Annotated in this window: 13 protein-coding genes; 4 read left to right on the top strand and 9 right to left on the bottom strand. The window is 64.4% G+C overall.

Translation table 11 applies throughout. The annotated features are described in order from the left end of the window. Nucleotides 1-94: 94 nt before the first annotated feature. Both FLM52_02480 and FLM52_02475 read right to left on the bottom strand, forming a co-directional pair. Nucleotides 95-1432 (bottom strand): MFS transporter, encoded by a 1338-nt coding sequence (locus tag FLM52_02480; GenBank protein ID NVN54671.1) that lies wholly within the window; start codon nucleotides 1430-1432, stop codon nucleotides 95-97. Between the two features lie 539 nt (nucleotides 1433-1971). Then, a complete protein-coding gene (locus FLM52_02475) occupies nucleotides 1972-2391 on the bottom strand; it encodes a DUF1499 domain-containing protein (protein NVN54670.1) in 420 nt (139 codons plus the stop codon). A 432-nt stretch (nucleotides 2392-2823) separates the two neighbouring features. Here FLM52_02475 and sbcD point away from each other — a divergent pair, with 432 nt between their 5' ends. Then, nucleotides 2824-4239 (top strand): exonuclease subunit SbcD, encoded by a 1416-nt coding sequence (gene sbcD, locus FLM52_02470; GenBank protein ID NVN54669.1) that lies wholly within the window; start codon nucleotides 2824-2826, stop codon nucleotides 4237-4239. Beyond that, nucleotides 4236-7775 carry an AAA family ATPase gene (locus FLM52_02465; GenBank protein NVN54668.1) on the top strand — a complete coding sequence of 1180 codons (3540 nt, stop codon included), beginning with the start codon at nucleotides 4236-4238 and terminating at the stop codon, nucleotides 7773-7775. The genes sbcD and FLM52_02465 overlap by 4 nt, the downstream gene beginning before the upstream one ends. Nucleotides 7776-7824: 49 nt before the next feature. Here FLM52_02465 and FLM52_02460 read toward each other — a convergent pair whose 3' ends face one another. The 3 genes from FLM52_02460 to FLM52_02450 all read right to left on the bottom strand — a co-directional run bounded on the left by FLM52_02460 (nucleotide 7825) and on the right by FLM52_02450 (nucleotide 11076). Further along, the gene (locus FLM52_02460; GenBank protein NVN54667.1) at nucleotides 7825-8580 is read right to left on the bottom strand and encodes a deoxyribonuclease V; all 756 of its coding nucleotides are present in this window, start codon (nucleotides 8578-8580) and stop codon (nucleotides 7825-7827) included. 53 nt (nucleotides 8581-8633) lie between these two features. After that, nucleotides 8634-9206 carry a hypothetical protein gene (locus FLM52_02455; GenBank protein NVN54666.1) on the bottom strand — a complete coding sequence of 191 codons (573 nt, stop codon included), beginning with the start codon at nucleotides 9204-9206 and terminating at the stop codon, nucleotides 8634-8636. A gap of 178 nt (nucleotides 9207-9384) precedes the next feature. Then, on the bottom strand, nucleotides 9385-11076 hold the full coding sequence (locus FLM52_02450; protein NVN54665.1) for a DEAD/DEAH box helicase: 1692 nt from the start codon (nucleotides 11074-11076) through the stop codon (nucleotides 9385-9387). A 577-nt stretch (nucleotides 11077-11653) separates the two neighbouring features. Between FLM52_02450 and FLM52_02445 the strand changes: the two genes are divergently transcribed. Further along, on the top strand, nucleotides 11654-12166 hold the full coding sequence (locus FLM52_02445) for a YaiI/YqxD family protein (protein ID NVN54664.1): 513 nt from the start codon (nucleotides 11654-11656) through the stop codon (nucleotides 12164-12166). A gap of 40 nt (nucleotides 12167-12206) precedes the next feature. On the opposite strand, the gene FLM52_02440 is transcribed toward FLM52_02445, so the two are convergent. Both FLM52_02440 and FLM52_02435 read right to left on the bottom strand, forming a co-directional pair. Then, on the bottom strand, nucleotides 12207-13217 hold the full coding sequence (locus tag FLM52_02440) for a glutathione S-transferase family protein (GenBank protein ID NVN54663.1): 1011 nt from the start codon (nucleotides 13215-13217) through the stop codon (nucleotides 12207-12209). Between the two features lie 140 nt (nucleotides 13218-13357). Next, the gene (locus FLM52_02435) at nucleotides 13358-14263 is read right to left on the bottom strand and encodes a LysR family transcriptional regulator (GenBank protein NVN54662.1); all 906 of its coding nucleotides are present in this window, start codon (nucleotides 14261-14263) and stop codon (nucleotides 13358-13360) included. A gap of 446 nt (nucleotides 14264-14709) precedes the next feature. Between FLM52_02435 and FLM52_02430 the strand changes: the two genes are divergently transcribed. Next, a complete protein-coding gene (locus FLM52_02430) occupies nucleotides 14710-16386 on the top strand; it encodes a peptidoglycan DD-metalloendopeptidase family protein (GenBank protein ID NVN54661.1) in 1677 nt (558 codons plus the stop codon). Between the two features lie 130 nt (nucleotides 16387-16516). Here the strand turns inward: FLM52_02430 and FLM52_02425 are convergent, their stop codons facing one another. Next, nucleotides 16517-16744, bottom strand: coding sequence for a hypothetical protein (locus tag FLM52_02425; protein ID NVN54660.1), 228 nt, complete (start codon nucleotides 16742-16744; stop codon nucleotides 16517-16519). Between the two features lie 226 nt (nucleotides 16745-16970). Then, nucleotides 16971-17285: a hypothetical protein gene (locus FLM52_02420; protein NVN54659.1), complete on the bottom strand. Its 315-nt coding sequence runs from the start codon at nucleotides 17283-17285 to the stop codon at nucleotides 16971-16973. Between the last annotated feature and the right edge of the window lie 171 nt (nucleotides 17286-17456).

Here is a 17456-nt window from a genome sequence, read left to right as displayed (position 1 = left end):
GAAAAACGCGCACCACCCGGAGGGTGATGCGCGTTTTCAGGCAGAGGCAGGCCACAAGGGCCTGCCTCTCATCCTGCGATAGCAGACACGCTGATCAGACGATGCGCATCAGTTCGCGGCCGCGCGGGCTGATCGCCAGCCACAGGCCGAGCACCACGCCCATCAGCGACAGCGCCGCCACGTACCAGGTCGGCGACAGCGGCGAGACGGTCATCATCAGCGAGACCAGAATCGGCGTGAAGCCACCGAAGATGGCGTAGGCGACATTGTAGGAGAACGACAGGCCAGTGAAGCGCACCGCCGGCGGGAAGCCGCGGATCGCGATGCTCGGCACCGCGCCGACGATGCCGACGCTGAAGCCGGTCAGGCAGTAGAGCGGCACCAGCAGGCTGGGGTCTGAGTGCATGGTGGCGAGGAAGACCCAGTAGGTGATGCCCAGCAAGGCGCTCCACAGCACCAGGGTGACGCCGGCGCCGATGCGATCGACCATGTAACCGGAGGCGATGCAACCGATGCATACCGCCACGATCGCCAGACTGTTGGCGGAGAAGGCCGCGGCGCGGCTCAGGCCCTCGAGGCCTGCGATCAGGCTCGGCGTCATCAGGATCACGACCACGATGGCAGCGGTCAGAATCCAGGTGACCGCCATCGCCACGGCAATCGCCGAACGCTGTTCCCGCAGGATCATCTTCAAGGGCAGCTCGGCGGCCAGCGCCTTCTTCTGCTGCATCTCGGCGAATACCGGCGTCTCGTGCAACCAGCGACGCAGATAGACCGAGAACAGCCCGAACACGCCGCCGATGATGAACGGAATCCGCCAGGCGAAATCACTGACCTCTTGCGGGGTGTAGACACTGTTGATGGCGCTGGCCATCAGCGAGCCGAGCAGGATGCCCCCCACCAGCCCCATCGAGAGCGTGCCGCAGGCCAGGCCATTGTGACGCGGTGCGACGTGCTCGCTGACGAACACCCAGGCACCCGGCACCTCACCGCCGACCGCGGCGCCCTGGAACAGACGCAGGATGATCAGCAGCAGCGGCGCCCACATGCCGATGACGGCATAGGTCGGCAGCATGCCCATCAGCAGGGTCGGCAGCGACATCATGAAGATGGACAGCGTGAACATCTTCTTGCGGCCCAGCGTATCGCCGAAGTGAGCCATGATGATGCCACCCAGCGGGCGCGCCAGATAACCGGCGGCGAAGATGCCGAAGGTCTGCACCTGACGCAGCCACTCGGGAATGTCGGGCGGGAAGAACAGCTGGCCGACGACGGTGGCGAAGAATACGAAGATGACGAAGTCATAGAACTCGAGGGCGCCGCCGAGAGCGGACAGACCGAGCACCTTGATGTCACCACGCTTGAGCGAATTTTCGTTGGGCAAAACGTGAGCAGCGGAGGCGGAGCCCGCTGCGGGGACGGAATCGTTCATGGATCTCTGTTTAGCGGGGGCTGGTGTCCAGCGATGGTCAAGGGTGATTCACGCGTCGCGCATCTTGTCTTGGAGGCTTTCAGTCGGAGAGACATCATCCGGTCGAGAGACATCATCGATCACGGAGCGGAAGTCGTGCTGATGATGACTGAAAGCACCGGGGTTGCCCCGGAGGCGTGGCGATCATGCGGAATCCTGCCAGCGTACGACGCATCACTGCATTGCACAAAACACAATACAGGTCGATGCAGTCATGCGTTTCATGTATCGCGCCCAGAGTAGCAAAGGCGACCTTGGCTGGGTAGCGTTCGCTCACTGTTTGGCAGGGGGCTTGCGGGAAATCACGCCGGCCTTGCAAGGAGTTGGCATGAAAGACCCCGGTGCCTCGACAAGGCGAACCGGGGTGGGGGGGGAAGTCTTTCTGTCTAGTTCAAGCAATGAGGGAGGGAATGTGATGGGCGTCCTGCAGTGGGTCACCTTCCCTCCCCTGCCGGGCGACGCACGAGTCCTGGATTCAAGCTCAGGTTCATCGACAAGCGTCAGCTGCAGTAGCCCCAGCCTTCCAGGCGTTGGCGAATGTCCTCGACCCGCTGACGGTTCTTGCCGAGATCGGAATGCCCTCTGCGTGAGACGCTGCGCACATGACAGACCCCCTCCTCTTCATTGCAGACGATTTCCACATCATCGACGAAGCCCAGCACGGGGGTGTGGAACTCGGCGTGCAGATAGCCGCCATCTTCGCTGATGATTTCAGCATGGCCCATGGACTCTATGATGCTGTGCACCTTCTCCATCGCACTGACGCAGCAATCCTGCGGCATCGGGAGTGGCGCGACATAGTGCTTGCTGTCAGTGGCCTGGGAACTGACCCCGTTGGGGGTGCTGGGGGCCGGAGCCAGCATGCCATCATGCAGGCCGAGATTGTCGGGACGAGGTGAAGCAAAAAGACCTTGGCGCATTTCGAATCCTTCCTGTCATCTCTGGGCGTCGGTAACAGCATCCTCTGTCACCAGCCTGATTGTTATCCAAGTCAGCTTGAAGACATTGCGAAGTCCTTGAGAAGACTGCGCGCAAGAAAGCCCCGTGCGGGCTGCTCCGCTGATGTGATTCGCTGAGGCAACTCCCACACGCTGCCATCGCACGGGCTTGTCGGTGAATGACAAGGGCCTCGACTTTCAGCGTAGCGACTTTTGTCGATTTTGCCCGTGGAAGGCCTTGATCCAGATCATCTGCCTGATAATGCGCCGCACCTTGAGCGGCTTGAGGCCGTGCCCTCTTCCGCCCCAGCGAAGCCAGACCGTACACTGGGCAGCATTTCACCCGGCCCGGCTTTGCCCCATCCGCAGCTCCAGCCCCAGCCGCCGGCCAGACGACTTCGCAAGGACCCCATCGTGAGCTTCCGCTTCCTGCACACTTCCGACTGGCATCTCGGCCAGAGCTTTCACGGCCAGAGCCGTCACGTCGAGCATGCTGCCTTTCTCGACTGGCTGCTCGGGCAGCTCAAGACTCTGGCGCCGGATGCGCTGCTGATCGCCGGAGACCTGTTCGATGTGGTCAACCCGAGCCTGGCCGCCCAGGAGCTGCTCTACGACTTCATCGTGCGCGCCCACGAGCAGGACGCGGCGCTGGAGATCGTGATGATCGCCGGCAATCACGATTCCGGCTCGCGCATCGAGCTGCCGGCCGCGCTGCTGGCCCGCCTCAAGACCCATGCGCTGGGGCGCGTGCGCTGGGTGGATGACTCCACCGACGGCGACGATGCCCACAGTCTCGACTGCCAGCATCTGCTGGTGCCTCTGCACGATCGTGACGGCAAGTGCCGCGCCCTGTGTCTGGCGGTGCCCTTCCTGCGCCCGGCCGAGGTCACCGGCCTGAGCAGCGGCGAGCCAGCCGAGCAGGAAGGGGAAGCAGGCAAGGGCGAACGCACCCGCAGCGAGGCCTACCGCGACGGCGTGGCCCGCGTGCACCAGCAGCTGGTCAGTGCTGCGCGTGCCGCCCGCCAACCCGGCGAGGCGCTGATCGCCATGGGTCATGCCCACATGCGTGACGGCGAGGTGTCCGAGAACAGCGAGCGCCCGATCCTGATGGGCGGCGAAGAGGCGCTCTCGACCAGCCTGTTCCCCGACGACATCGCCTATGTGGCGCTGGGCCACCTGCATCGCCCGCAACGCGTGGGCGGCGAGGAGCGCATCCGCTATTGCGGCACGCCGCTGGCGATGGACTTCTCCGAGGTCGACTACGGTCACCGCATTCTCGATGTCACGCTCAACAATGACAGCCTGGAGAAGGTCGAGGAGCATCGCGTGCCCTGCCATGTCGCTCTCACGCGCGTCGGGCCTGCGCCACTGGCCGAGATCACCACTCAACTCACGGCGCTGGTCGCCGAGGCGCAAGAGGATCTCGAGCCGACACGCTGGCCGTGGCTGGAAGTGACCGTGCAACTGGAAGCCCCGCTGATCGACCTGCGCGCCCGTATCGAGGCACTGCTGGAAGGCGCGCCGCTGCGTCTGATCAAGCTGGCCACCCGCTACCCGGCGCCCAGTGCCGAGCATCGCGCGCCGAAGGGCGTGAAGCTCGATGAGCTGGGGCCGATGGGGCTGTTCGAGCGTCACTATCTCGCCACCTATGACAGTGAGCCGGACCCGACGCTGATCGAGGATTTCGCCCAGCTGCTCGAGGAGGTCGAGGCCGCGCGCGAGACGCGCCTCGAAGGCGAGCCAGCCACCCGGCCCGCTCGCAAGGCCGGCAAGGCGGCTTCGATAGACAAGACAGCCTCGACAGACAAGGCCAAGGGAGGTCAGGCATGAAGATTCTCGCCCTGCGTCTCGACAACCTGGCATCGCTTGCCGGCACGCATGAGGTCGACTTCGAGAAGGCGCCGCTGTCCGATGCCGGCCTGTTCGCCATCACCGGCCCCACCGGGGCCGGCAAGAGCACGCTGCTCGATGCCCTGTGTCTGGCGCTCTATGGCACCACGCCGCGCCTAGATCAGACTCCGGGCGACGGTAAACTGACCGACATCGGAGAGCATCAGCTGACGCTCAAGGACCCGCGCAGCCTGCTCCGGCGTGGCTGCGGCGAAGGCAAGGCCGAGGTGGATTTCATCGGCCGCGATGGGCTGCGCTATCGCGCCAGCTGGACGGTCAGCCGCGCACGCGGCAAGCCCGGCGGCCGCCTGCAGAATGCCAGGCAACATCTCCAGCTGCTGGCCACCGGCGATGACACCCAGCCGGCTCAGACCCTCAACACCACCAACAATGACGCCAAGGCGTTGATCATCGACAGGCTGGGGCTGAATTTCGCGCAGTTCACCCGCGCCGTGCTGCTGGCGCAGAGCGAGTTCAGCGCCTTCCTGCGCGCCAAAGACAATGAACGCTCGGAGTTGCTGGAGAAACTGACCGATACCGGCCATTACTCCGAGATCTCGATGGCCGCCCATGAGCGCGAGCGCGCCGCCCGCGAGGCCGTCGCTGAACTGGAACGCAAGCTGGAAGGCCAGCTGCCGGCCAGCCCGCAGGAGCGTCAGGCGCTCGAGGAGGAGGTCCATCTGCGCCAGACGGCCATGACTCGACTCAGCGCACAGCATGATGCGATGACGGCCTATCACCAGTGGACCACCACGGCGGGCGAACTCGAACAGGCCCTGCGTCAGGCGCAGCAGGAACAGACCGAGGCCCACGCCGTCGGTGATGATCTTTCCCGTCAGCGCGAGAAACTCAGCGCCCTGGAAGCCCTCGCGCCGATTCGCCCTGCCCTGCTGCGCCTCAAGGCGATCGCGCCGCAGCATGCGCAGCTGGTCACGCAACTGGCCCAGCTGGAGCAGCAGCTAGAGACCCTGTCACCCAGGGTTGAGCAGGCCCGAGCCGCCAGGCAGGCTGCCGATGAACGCATGCAGCGCTGCGAGACCTGGCGCGGCGAGCAGCTGCCGAAGCTTGAAGAGGCACGTCAGCTGGCCTCGCGACTGGCGCAACAACGCGAAGCACACGCCAGCCAGCTGAGTGAACAGCAACGCCTGCGTGACACGCTCGGCCAACATCAGCAGGAGCTCGAGGCGCAGGATCGCCAGCGTCAGCAGCTGGAGCAGCAACTCCAGCAGCTGCAGGCAACGCTGGTCGACGAGTCCGGCCAGCCGCTGCGCGATGCCGAAGAGTATCGTGACCAGCTGCAACGTCAGCGCGATGCACTACTGGAGCTCAAGCCCGTACTCAGCGAGCAGATCACTGGTCTGGCCCGCCGTGATGAAGTGCAGCAGCGTCTTGTCGAGCTGGAGCAGCAGCTGCCCCGACAGCAACAGGCGTTGCGCGATGTGGCTGCCCGGCAGGTGCAGGCATTGCAGGCCCGCGACCAGGCGCGCCACGAGGAAGACGCCGAACGCCGCCAGCAGGAGCAGGAGCGTCTGGCACGCAGCGACAATGTGCTGGCGCTGCGCCGCGGGCTGGTTCAGGGCGAGGAGTGCCCGGTGTGCGGCAGCCACGAGCACCCCGCCGCCGGCCAGGCCGCACCGGCCGAGGCGCTGATCGCTCAGCTGGAACAGCAGGCCCGCGAGCGCCTTGACCAGCGTCGCCAGGCCACGGCCACCGCACAGCAAGCCATGGAGACGGCCAGTCACGAGCACGCCCGCCTCGAGCAGCAGCTCGGCTATCTGCAGCAGGAACAGACCCAGCTGCACTCGGAGCTGCAACGCCTGCAGCAGCAGGCGCAGAGCTGCCAGACGAAGCTGACCGAACTTCTGGCCCGGCACTCGCTGTCAGAGCACCCCCAGCTTGAACCCTTGCCGACATTGCCGGCTGCCCACGCACTGCAACTGATCGAGCAGCGCCTTGGGGAGCTGGACGCCCGCCAGAACACGCTGGTGACGACACTGCGTCAACTGACGCCACTGCGTGAGCAACGCCAGGCACTGGCAACACGCCACGCCACGCTGACGACGCAATGCCAGCATGGCGAGGCTCAGCTTCAACAGTGCGAGACGCAGATCACTGCGCTGGCGCGCGAGATCGAGCAGCTCAGCGGCACGCTTGCCCAGCAGCTGAGCGCGGACCCCAAGCGGCAGCATGCCAGCGTGAGCGACTGGTCCGACTGGATCGAGTCGCTGACCACCCGGATGCGCAACGAACAAGAGGATGCGCGTCAGGCACTGCAGGAGCTGAACGATCAGCAACAGCAGCTGACGCAGCAACAGACCAACCTGCAGCAACGCCAGACGGAGCTGCGCGAGGAGCAGGACTCGCTCGATAGCGAACGCTCGCATTGGCAGGCAGCGAACCCTGCTCTGGATGATGCGCGCATCGCGGAGTTGCTGGCCGTCGAGGATCACGAGCTGCAGGCACTGCGCCAGCAACTGCGCAGCGCCCACGAGCGCGTCGCACGCGCGGATGCCCTGCGTGAGGAGCGCAATGCGCGTCAGTTCAAACACTGGCAGGCCGCTCGAACCTCCAACTGGCAGACGGTACTCGAGCAGCTGGCAGCGCCCGCCGAGGAGACGTCAGGAGCAGGTATCGCTGGAGAAGGTGTGGCGGGAGACGGCGCGGCGGGGACTGAAGAGACGGGCGTCATTCGCGCCCAGGCCCGGCAGGCACTGGCGCTGCATGCTCGCTTGCAGGCTCATGTGCAGCTCCCGCAAGAAGACGCTGGTGCGCCGGAGGATGCGCAGCCACGGCCCGCGGAAGATACCCACGCGCTTGGCGAGGCGTTGGCCGGCCTGATCGCGGCGCTCAAGACACCGCTCACTGCCGTGCGCGAGGCCCATCAATCGGCGCAGGCGGCGATACTCAATGATGATCAGCGCCGCAGCGGCAGCGCCGAACTTGGCGAGCAGCTGGCCCGCGCCCGCGCAGTCCATGAACGCTGGGGCGCGCTGTCGGAGCTGATCGGCAGTGCCAGCGGTGCCAAATTCCGCACCATCGCCCAGGCCTTCAACCTCGAGCGTCTGATCGAGCATGCCAATCTGCATCTGGCCAATCTGGTGCGCCGCTATCGTCTGGCGCGCGGCGCCAGCCCGCTCGGACTGGTGGTGGTGGACACCGAGATGGGCGACGAGCTGCGCAGCGTGCACTCGCTGTCCGGCGGCGAGACTTTTCTGGTCTCGCTGGCGCTGGCGCTGGGCCTGGCGGGCATGGCCTCCGGTGAGCTGCGCATCGAATCGCTGTTCATCGACGAAGGCTTCGGCAGCCTCGACCCGGATTCGCTGGCCCTGGCGATGGAGGCGTTGGATGGCCTGCAGGCCAGCGGCCGTCGCGTCGGGGTCATCTCGCACGTGGCCGAGATGCATGAACGCATTCCGGTGCGTATCGCGGTGCGCCCCTCGGGCAACGGCCAGAGCCGACTGGAGATCGAAGGCTAGCGGCGGTCAGGCGTCACGAAGCCAGGTTCAGCGTAGCCGCTTGAGGCAGCTAGGCATCACGAAGCCGCTTGAGGCGGCGGCTGGCGAGCTGGTCCGCCAGTCGGGTCGGCTCGGGCAGCTTGGTCTTGCCCAGACAGTGCAGGGTCATCGCCAGCGCCGTGTCCAGATTCATGCGCTGGCCCGGCGAGACGAATACCGGCTTGACCTTCGCGCGTGAGCGCAGCACGGCGCCCAGCTGGCTGCGCTGTTCGCGTTTGGGCAGCTCAGTATTCTCGATGATGCCGAGCTTGCCATCCGCTTCACGCACGCAATCCGTCAGCGCGACCCAGTCACCGCGCGCATCGCCCGGTTCGCCATACTTGCCGCACAGGCGCTTCTTGGCCACGCCGAAGGATGGCAGGTCACACCACAGGCCGAGATGCGCCGCCACGCCCAGGCGGCGCGGGTGTGCGATGCCGTGGCCGTCCACCATCAGGCATTCGGGCGGACGCTCCAGCGATTCGAGGGCGGCGATGGCGGCGGGCAGCTCGCGAAACGACAGCAGACCCGGAATATAGGGCATGCGGGTCGGCTGACGGACCAGCTGCTGCTCGAGGGGCTCCAGCGTCGCCAGATCCAGCGTCACCACCGCCGCGCGTGTCACCTCGCCCCCATCCTCGAAGCCGATATCAACCCCGGTGATGGTCGCTGGCCACGCGTCGGGACTTGATCCCCAGGGCGGTGTCAGCGTCAGTCGAGTGGCCATTTCGCGTTGCTTGGCAACGGCGGCGGCAGGGTCGAGATTCCAATCGTGCAGTGCTGCCATCCACTCACTCATGCATTCCCTCTCGGCGGTTGCGAGTCTCTTTCCCTCAGATGCTATCGATCGCCCTCGCCTTCAAGCTGCTTGCCCAGTGAACGCAGCACCTCCGCCGCCTGATTGCGGAAGCTGTCCAGCCCGTTGCCGACCTCCCCCATGCTGCGTTCCAGCTGACGCGACAGGCGATTGGACAGCGGTTGGTCCGCGCGGGCCGTCAGCTGCTCCGGCGTCATGTCGAGCACCAGTCGGTAGCGGATGTCGCCGGGCGCCGCGGCTGCCAGCGGGTCACTGACCGCCTCACGGGTGAAGCGCGAGAAGTCGATGCTGGCCGCCTTGTCACCGGCGTCAGGGCGAATCAGCAGGCGATGGATCTGGCCACGCGTATCACTGAGCACATCCTCGACCTTGCCCAGCGTCTCGCCCTGCGGTGACACCACCGGTGCCAGACGCAGGGCCTCCAGCGAGACCAGCGGGATGCGAATCTCCGGCGTGGCGCTACTGACGGGCATGTCGGACTCGGCGTGGGCCGCACTGAGTGGCAACCAGGGTGTCGCCAGCAGAGTACACAGCATCAGCTGGCGGGCAGGCGTGGCGGGCAGGCCACGGCGCAAGGCATCGAGTGAAGAGATCATGTGGGCATCCTCGGAAAATGATCGACGGTGAAGGCGCCACCGCCATGTCACGACAGGATACCAGCACCGGGGATGCCTTTCGTCCAGGCACAAAAAAACCGGCACCTCGTGAGAGGTACCGGTCTTTTCAGGAGCCGTGGCCAACACTGCGATCAGTGCTGGCCCGACTCAGGCCTGATCAGGCGCGACGACGATCGTCGTTGCCACCTTCACGACGCTGCGGGCGGCCGCCATCTTCAGACAGCTCCAGCGGGCGACCGGCGACGCGAGCACGCGCCATCTTGGACACGATGCTGGTCGGCAGACCGCTCGGCAGTTCCACGACACTGTGCGTGTTGCGGATGTCGATGCGACCGATGCGTGAACCTTCGATGCCACCTTCGTTGGCCAGGGCGCCAACCAGCTGGCCCGGCTTGACCCCGTCGCGGTGACCGACGGCCACGCGGTACAGTTTCATGCCTTCCCGGGCGACCGGGGCAGAGTTGCGACGCTCACCACGCTCCGGACGCTCACCACGCTCGGAACGCTCGTTGCGACGCGCGCCCGGCTTCGGCAGGGACTGGATCGGCGTCTCTCCGGCACGCGCCATCTTGACGAAGACAGCGGCCAGCTCGACCGGATCGTGACCTTCCTCGATCAGGCTCTGGACCAGCGCGCGATGACCGTTGGAGCTGCTGCCCAGGGCCTCGACGACGCGAGCGCGGAAGGCCGCGTCACGGTGAGCACGGATCTCGTCTTCGCTCGGCAGCTGGCGTTCGGTGATGCGCTGACCAAGGGCCTGCTCCATCCAGCGGACCTTGCGCATCTCGCGACCGCTGACGAAGGTGATGGCACGACCTTCACGACCGGCACGGCCGGTACGACCGGTACGGTGAACGAAGGCTTCGCTGTCACCCGGCAGGTCGTAGTTGATGACGTGGGTGATGCGCGCCACGTCCAGACCACGAGCAGCGACGTCGGTGGCGACCAGCACGTCGACCTTGCCACGCTTCAGGCGAGTCACGGTGCGCTCACGCAGGGACTGGTCCAGATCACCGGACAGTGCCGCCGCGGAGATACCGCGAGCGATCAGCTGCTCGACGACAGTGGTACAGGCCGCACGAGTGCGCACGAAGACGATGGCCGCATCGACGGTCTCGACTTCCAGCAGACGGGAAAGGGCTTCCAGCTTCGCGCCGCCTTCGACACGCACCATCATCTGCTCGATGGTGGAAGCAGTCTTGGACTCGGACTTGATGGTCACCTTGACCGGATCAACCAGGTAACGGTTGACGATACGCTCGATCTCGGCCGGCAGGGTCGCGGAGAAGAAGACACGCTGCGCTTCCTTCGGGGTATCGGCGACGACGCGCTTGACGTCATCGATGAAGCCCATGCGCAGCATCTCGTCGGCTTCGTCCAGCACCAGTGCGGACAGGCCGTCAAGCTTCAGGCTCTTGCGGTCCAGGTGGTCGATGACACGACCCGGAGTACCGACGACGATCTGGGCGCCGCTCTTGAGGCTACGCATCTGCTCGCGGTAGTCCTGACCACCGCAGAGAGTGGCCACTTCCAGGCCACGCATGAACTGACCGTAGCGAGTGAAGTTGACGGCGACCTGCTGGGCCAGCTCACGGGTCGGAGCCAGCACGAGAACCTGCGGTTCACGGCGGTCGAGGTCCAGGCGGGTCAGCAGCGGCAGAGCGAAGGCCGCAGTCTTGCCGGTGCCGGTCTGGGCCTGGCCGATCATGTCACGGCCTTCGAGCAGGCTCGGGATGGTCTGGCCCTGGATGGGGGACGGCGTTTCGTAGCCCAGCTTCTCGAGAGAGGTCAGGACGGCAGGCAGCAGGGCAAGATCGCTGAAGCGATCGACGACGGAAGTCGTGGTCATGTATATCTCACACCTAAATGGCTGCAAGTGAAGCTTGCAGCTGAAGAATGGGTCGGGTTGAACCGACACGAAGCGTAAGGGCTCCGTCTGGCGATGCGATCAGGCACGAGGCGCTGGCATCATCAGAAAAAACGTACGAGTGCTGGACGTCTTGGCATGGACGGGCCCGGGTTGCTCTGAAGATGGACGCATTTCCACTTTCAGGCACAACGCTGCGGCGACCGTACAGCAACCAGAGGCTCTTCTACTCAGAGTCTCGGGGCGCTCCATCATGCACACTGTGGACAGGGACGGGTCTTGCATCGCGGCGGCCGGACATCGATCGAATCGAGGGGTCACGGATGGCTGGGGCAAGCTACGCCACGCGGTCCGGGAGGCGCGAAATACCGGCTGATGGCCACAAGAAACGGCGATCACGTCGGGCTCGGCTACTCAGGATGGTGGGTCACTACATGCGAGGAGCTGGCATTCTAGCAGTCCCTCGCGCATTCTGCATCCTTTCTTTTGACCTTGGTCGCAAGCCTGACGCTCATCGGCGCGGCGCGCCCTCGCCCATCATTCTCTGACAGGAGACGGCATGACTGATACGCAAGCCCCCGCCAGCACTGACTCGAGCGAGCCCCTCGCCACGCTGTGGGTCGACGCCGACGCCTGTCCGCGCGCCGCGCGCGACATCCTGGTGCGCGCCGCGGAACGCACCGCGACGCCCACCTGGTTCGTGGCCAATCACCAGGTTCCCCTGCCCCGCTCCGCGCACGTCAAGGCACTGTCGGTGCCGGCCGGCGCGGATGCGGCGGATCAGTTGATCGTCGAGCGTGCACGTCGCGGCGACATGGTGATCACCTCCGACCTGCCACTGGCGCTGGAAGCGATCGAGAAAGGCGCGCTGGTGATGACCAGCCGTGGCGAGACGCTGGATGCCAACAATATCCGCGCCAAGGTCCAGATGCGCGATTTCATGGAAAGCATGCGCTCCAGCGGTGAGCATACCGGCGGCCCGTCCGCCTATGGCCAGCGCGAGCAGCGCGACTTCGGCAACGCTCTGGATCGCTGGCTGGCGAAGGCCAGACGTCCGAGACCGGGCGCCTGACCCGCGCCGGAGGCAACGGCAGGAATCCGGGAGACTTTCGTCAGGCGTGACGGCGGATGCCCTGTCCCGTCAGGCGCTCACGATCATGGGGCGCCTCAAGGTCCAGCGCCGGGCCGATGGGCACGATGCCGGTCGGATTCACGGCCAGCTGGCTGCCGTAGTAGTGGGTCTTGATGTGATCGAAGTGGCAGGTCTCGGCGATACCCGGCCACTGGTAGAGTTCACGCAGGTAGTTGGCGAGATTGAGATAGTCGCTGATGCGGCGCTGGTTGCACTTGAAGTGACCGTGATAGACGACGTCGAAGCGCACCAGGCTAGTGAAGAGCCGGATGTCCGCTTCGGTCAGCCACTCACCGGTGAGGTAGCGCGAGTCGGCCAGCCGACGCTCCAGTAAATCCAGGCACTCGAACAGCGCCGTGAAGTGACGCTCGTAGACCTCCTGCCGCGTGGCGAATCCGGTCTTGTAGACACCATTGTTGACCTTGTCATAGACCTCGGCATTGATGGCATCGATCTCGCCGCGCAGGTCCTCTGGATAGAAATCCAGATCATTGCCGGTCAGCGAATCGAAGGCGTCATTGAAGATGCGCACCAGCTCCGCCGACTCGTTGTTGACGATGCGACCGGTCTGCTTGTCCCACAGTGCCGGCACGGTGACACGGCCGGTGTAGTGCGGGTCGGTCAGGGTGTAGAGCTGGTGGTGATAGCGCACGCCATTGATCGGATCACCGCTGGAGCCTTCTTCCTCGAGGTAGCTCCAGCCATGTTCAAGCATCAATGGGCTGGTGCAGGACATGCCGATCAGCGGCTTGAGCCCCTTGAGAGAGCGCATGATCAGCGCGCGATGCGCCCAGGGGCAGGCCAACGAGACGTAAAGATGGAAACGGTCTGCGCTGGCGGGCACGGCCGCTTGTCCCTGCGGCCCCTCGAGCGTGGCATCGGGCGCCACGACCCAATCCCTGAGCCGCGCGCTCTCGCGCTTGAATTCACCGCCGGTGCTGTCGGTGTCATACCAGCGATCCTGCCACTTGCCGTCGACCAGTAAGCCCATCTTGCACGCTCCTTGTATGGCTTGAGGGGATGCCCCCAGCCTAAGAGCCAAGCGCGACAGCGCAAGCGAATTCACTGCGTGGCAACGATCGAGTGTCTCGAACGATCACGTCACGCGCTTTTCTCAAGCCCTCACGCCGTTCAGGAACGCCGCTCGCTGGCATCCCGCTCGACGGCAGCGTGCAGCTGCGCCTTCATCGCCCGGACGGCAGGGCCCGCGCGATCATCGTCCGACAGATAGAGCATCAGCGACACTTCGCGCTCGCCGCCATTGGCCAGCGGCAGTGGCAACAGCCGCCCCCGAGCCAGAGCCTCGCTCATGCGGGTGCGGGGCAACCAGGCGAAGCCCAGTCCGCGTTCGGCAAGATCGACTGACGTGGCCAAGTGGCTCACCGTCCAGCGCGCCTCGGCCTTGAGCCAGCCGGCATCCATGCCGCTGGAACGGCTGCTGTCGCGTACCACCAGCTGGCGATGCTGCACGAGGTCACGCAGATCCAGCGGACGCCCGAGGGCATGCAGCGGGTGCCCCGGCGCCGCTACGGCGATGAAGGTTTCACGCAGCAACGGGGTGCCGAGATGGTCATCCAGCATCAGGCCGCTGATCAACAGGTCCGCTTCCTTCTCCTCGAACAGCTCGCGCCCGCCGGTCAGCGTCGTCTCGTGCAGCTGGACACGCACCTGAGGGTAGGCCGTCGAGAAGGCTTCCAGCGCCCGTGCCAGCACATCCGACGGAAACAGCTGATCCACCGCGATGGCGATCTCGCTCTCCATGCCTGCCGACAACGCATCGGCCACATCCTCGAGTGCCCGCGCATTCTCGATCAGCTGACGCGCCCGGCGCAGCAGCAATTCACCCGCCTCGGTCAGCCGGACATTGCGCCCGACCGGCTCCAGCACCTGCACGCCCAGCAAGGTCTCGAGACGATGCACGGCGTGATTCAGGGTCGAGGGACTCTTGTGGATCGCGGCCGCCGCACGCGCGAAGCTGCCGTGGTCCACCACGGCGGCCAGCATCTGCCACTGAGCCAGTGTCACGCGTGACGACATCGGGATTCCTCTTGCAGAACGTACGGGAATGCACGGGGCAATCCTGACATGCCAGACGCAAAAAACCAGACACCTGATACTGCAACCCGACGGAAGCAAAAGAGCATTCTGTGCTGTCAGACTCCCGACATCTGGTCGCAATCCTCGGACATCAGGACGGCATCCTCTGAAATGCAGGAGGACAAATACGCTATTTTGCTTAACTTTACAAAATTTAACACCAAGCAGGATTTACTGCCTGAACAGCGTTTCCTAAGCAAAAATGGCGCTATTTTCGCCAGACCTCATGTTGCCGGTACCGCCAACTGCGTCGTCAATGATCTAAACAGGGTTGAATTACTCATACTGGATATGCGTCCAGCCTATCGAACGATGGGAACCTTGGTTAAGGTTCGAATGCCTCATTGTTGCCATCTTTTCATTTCACATAACTTTATCGGTCACATATGCTGCGAATTCTTCATTCGCTCCCTCGCGCGCACAAGTATCTTCTTTTACCTGTTGCCACCATGGTTACCGTGCTGGGTGCTCACAAGCTTCTCGAAACATTCGATGCTCCTGATGTCTCCAAGACATCACAGTCCATCGCCATCGATCTGGCCAGTGCAAATTCCAGCACCCCGGCCAAGCTGCCGCTGGCAATTGCTGCCGCCGACGACACTCAGTCTCCTCTGAGCCCGGCGCAGCTCGCCAATCAGACAGCGGCCAGCTCGGCCTCCGGTGACATTCCGCTGGCAGCGCTGACGCCCAGCGAGATCGTCGCCATCGATTTCGACATGCCGACACTGCTGACGGATGCCAACTATCACCCTGACAGCCAGACGGCAGCCCCGATCGTGGCACTGGCGCCGGCGGCAGTGAAGACCGCGGAAGCCGTCATCGGCACCGCGACCGACGAACAGGCCGGCGGCACCTCCTATGACGACCTCTCCGTCGACCCGGTCGAGCTCGGCGAAAGCCCGACGCTGCAGACCGAGCTGGCGGTCGAGGAAGTCTATGTGCCCGAGTGGCAGACCTATACCGTGCAGGCCGGTGATACCTTCGCCGTGATGGCGGAGCGCTCGCTGGGCCTTGGCTACAGCGAAACCACGCGCATCCTCAAGGCGCTGCCTGACAAGCGCGTGCTGACGCATTGGCGCATCGGCGACAGCTTCGATTACAAGCTGGATGAAGACGGCAACCTGCTGGCGCTGCGCATCATGAAGGACGCGCGTCGCGGCTTCATGGTCAAGCGTGAGACCGGCGGTGAAAGCTTCAATGTCGCCAAGATAGAGAAGGCGACCCAGGCCACTCAGCGCATGTTCGCCGGTACGGTCAGTGGCAGCTTCTCCCTGTCAGCGGAATCCACTGGCCTGGGCGTCGCGGAAGTCAGCCAGCTGACCCAGGTGCTGGGCAAGAAGATCGATTTCCGACGCGATACGCGCAAGGGTGACAAGTTCCAGGTACTGGTCGAGTCCGACATGATCGACGGTACCAGCATGGATTCCCGCATCCTCGCCGCACGCTACGAAGGTTCTCGCAAGTCACTGACCGTGGTGCGCAACAGCAGCGATGGCCGCTACTACACCCCTGATGGCAAGGGCCTCGACCCGGCCTTCAATCGCTACCCGCTGGCGCACAAGGCGCGCATCAGCTCGCCGTTCAACCTGAGCCGTCGCCACCCTGTGACCGGACGCATCAGCCCGCACAAGGGCACTGACTTCGCGGTGCGTACCGGCACGCCGGTGCTTTCCACCGCGGATGGCGTCGTCGAGCTGGTCGGCAACCACCCGCTGGCCGGTCGCTATCTGGTGCTGCGCATGGACAACGGCTACAAGACCCGTTATCTGCACCTGTCACGTCCGCTGGTCAAGAAAGGCGAGCGCGTGACCATGGGTGAGAAGATCGCCCTGTCAGGCAACACCGGCCGCTCCACCGGCCCGCACCTGCACTATGAGGTGATGGTCAACAACCGCCAGGTCGATCCCATGCGCGTTCAGCTGCCGAACAACAAGTCTCTGTCCGGCAAGGCGCTCGCCAACTTCAAGCGTCAGTCAGAGAACATGCTGGCCAAGCTGGAAGCCGCCGACAACACTGGCGCCATCGCCAAGGCCTCCACCCCGAGTCAGGGTGACGAGAGCTAGACGCGAACCCAGGCGCGGGCCCTCAAGCACAGGGTCTGCGCCTGACAGGAAACACGCACGACAAACGAAAAGGCCCCTCACCATACGGTGGGGGCCTTTTCGTTTGTCGGTGTCTCAGCCGGGGATCAGGTCACTTCTTGATGCCCTTGTTGGAGGCCTGCTCCAGCAGCTCTTCCGTTTCGCTGCTCGTGCCCTCCTCACGCATCTTGGCCACATCGGCATACAGACAGATGTAGGTACCGCAGGATGCACAGAACACCTTGTCGTCGGGATTATGGACCTGCGAGACGCGGACTCGCTGGCTACCACAGTCCGGGCACGGCTTGGGAATACGCAGTTCCTCGGAAAGATCTGACATGAAGCATTCTCCTGTTCGGTGTCTGGGCCGCTCACCTTGAAGCTGATCGATTGGCGGCTCCCCAAGACATGGGGCCACTCACACGGCATGCAACCCCGCTGGCCAGGAGTCGCTCGCCATTCGGCTCGAGCTAGCTCACCGAGCTACCGCGCCCAGGCACTGCGCTCAGACGCAAAGCCCCGACACGGTGCCCGGGGCTTGAGGGGCAGGCGCGAACAGACAGATGTCACGCGGCGCTGATGCTGCCGGCAAGCGACTCATGGCTGGTGCCGTGACTTGCGGTGTTGGACATGCGCGCGACGGGGCGCTCCGGCACACGATGCTGGCCGTGTGACCTGGCGCCATCACGCGTCAGGCGGAACTCTTCCTGCAGCGCCATCTCACGTGCCGCCAGGCGAAAATCGCCCATCGAACACAACGCATGGCCGTTGGGGCACTTGAGGATGTGATCATCCGGCAGATCACGGGCAGGCCAATCCAGCGCTTCGTTGCATTCGGGACACTGAGGCCCATTACGGGTCGGGACTGATGGGGTAAACATGCGCGAACTCCTTTTCGACGCAAAAGATGACGATGTCATGACCAGGTTCTCAGTACAGGAAACATCAAGACGTGGCTCATTTTGCGTGCGCATGATGGAGACAGATAGCAACAGGCTCCATTGCACTTTTGGTTAGATGCCACAATTTATCGCTGGTCAGCCTCTTCGCTC

The sequence above is a fragment of the bacterium Scap17 genome (assembly GCA_013376735.1).
Taxonomy (GTDB): Bacteria; Pseudomonadota; Gammaproteobacteria; order Pseudomonadales; family Halomonadaceae; genus Cobetia.
Note: the sequence above shows the minus strand (reverse complement) of the source record. Positions and strands in the feature narration are given on the sequence as shown.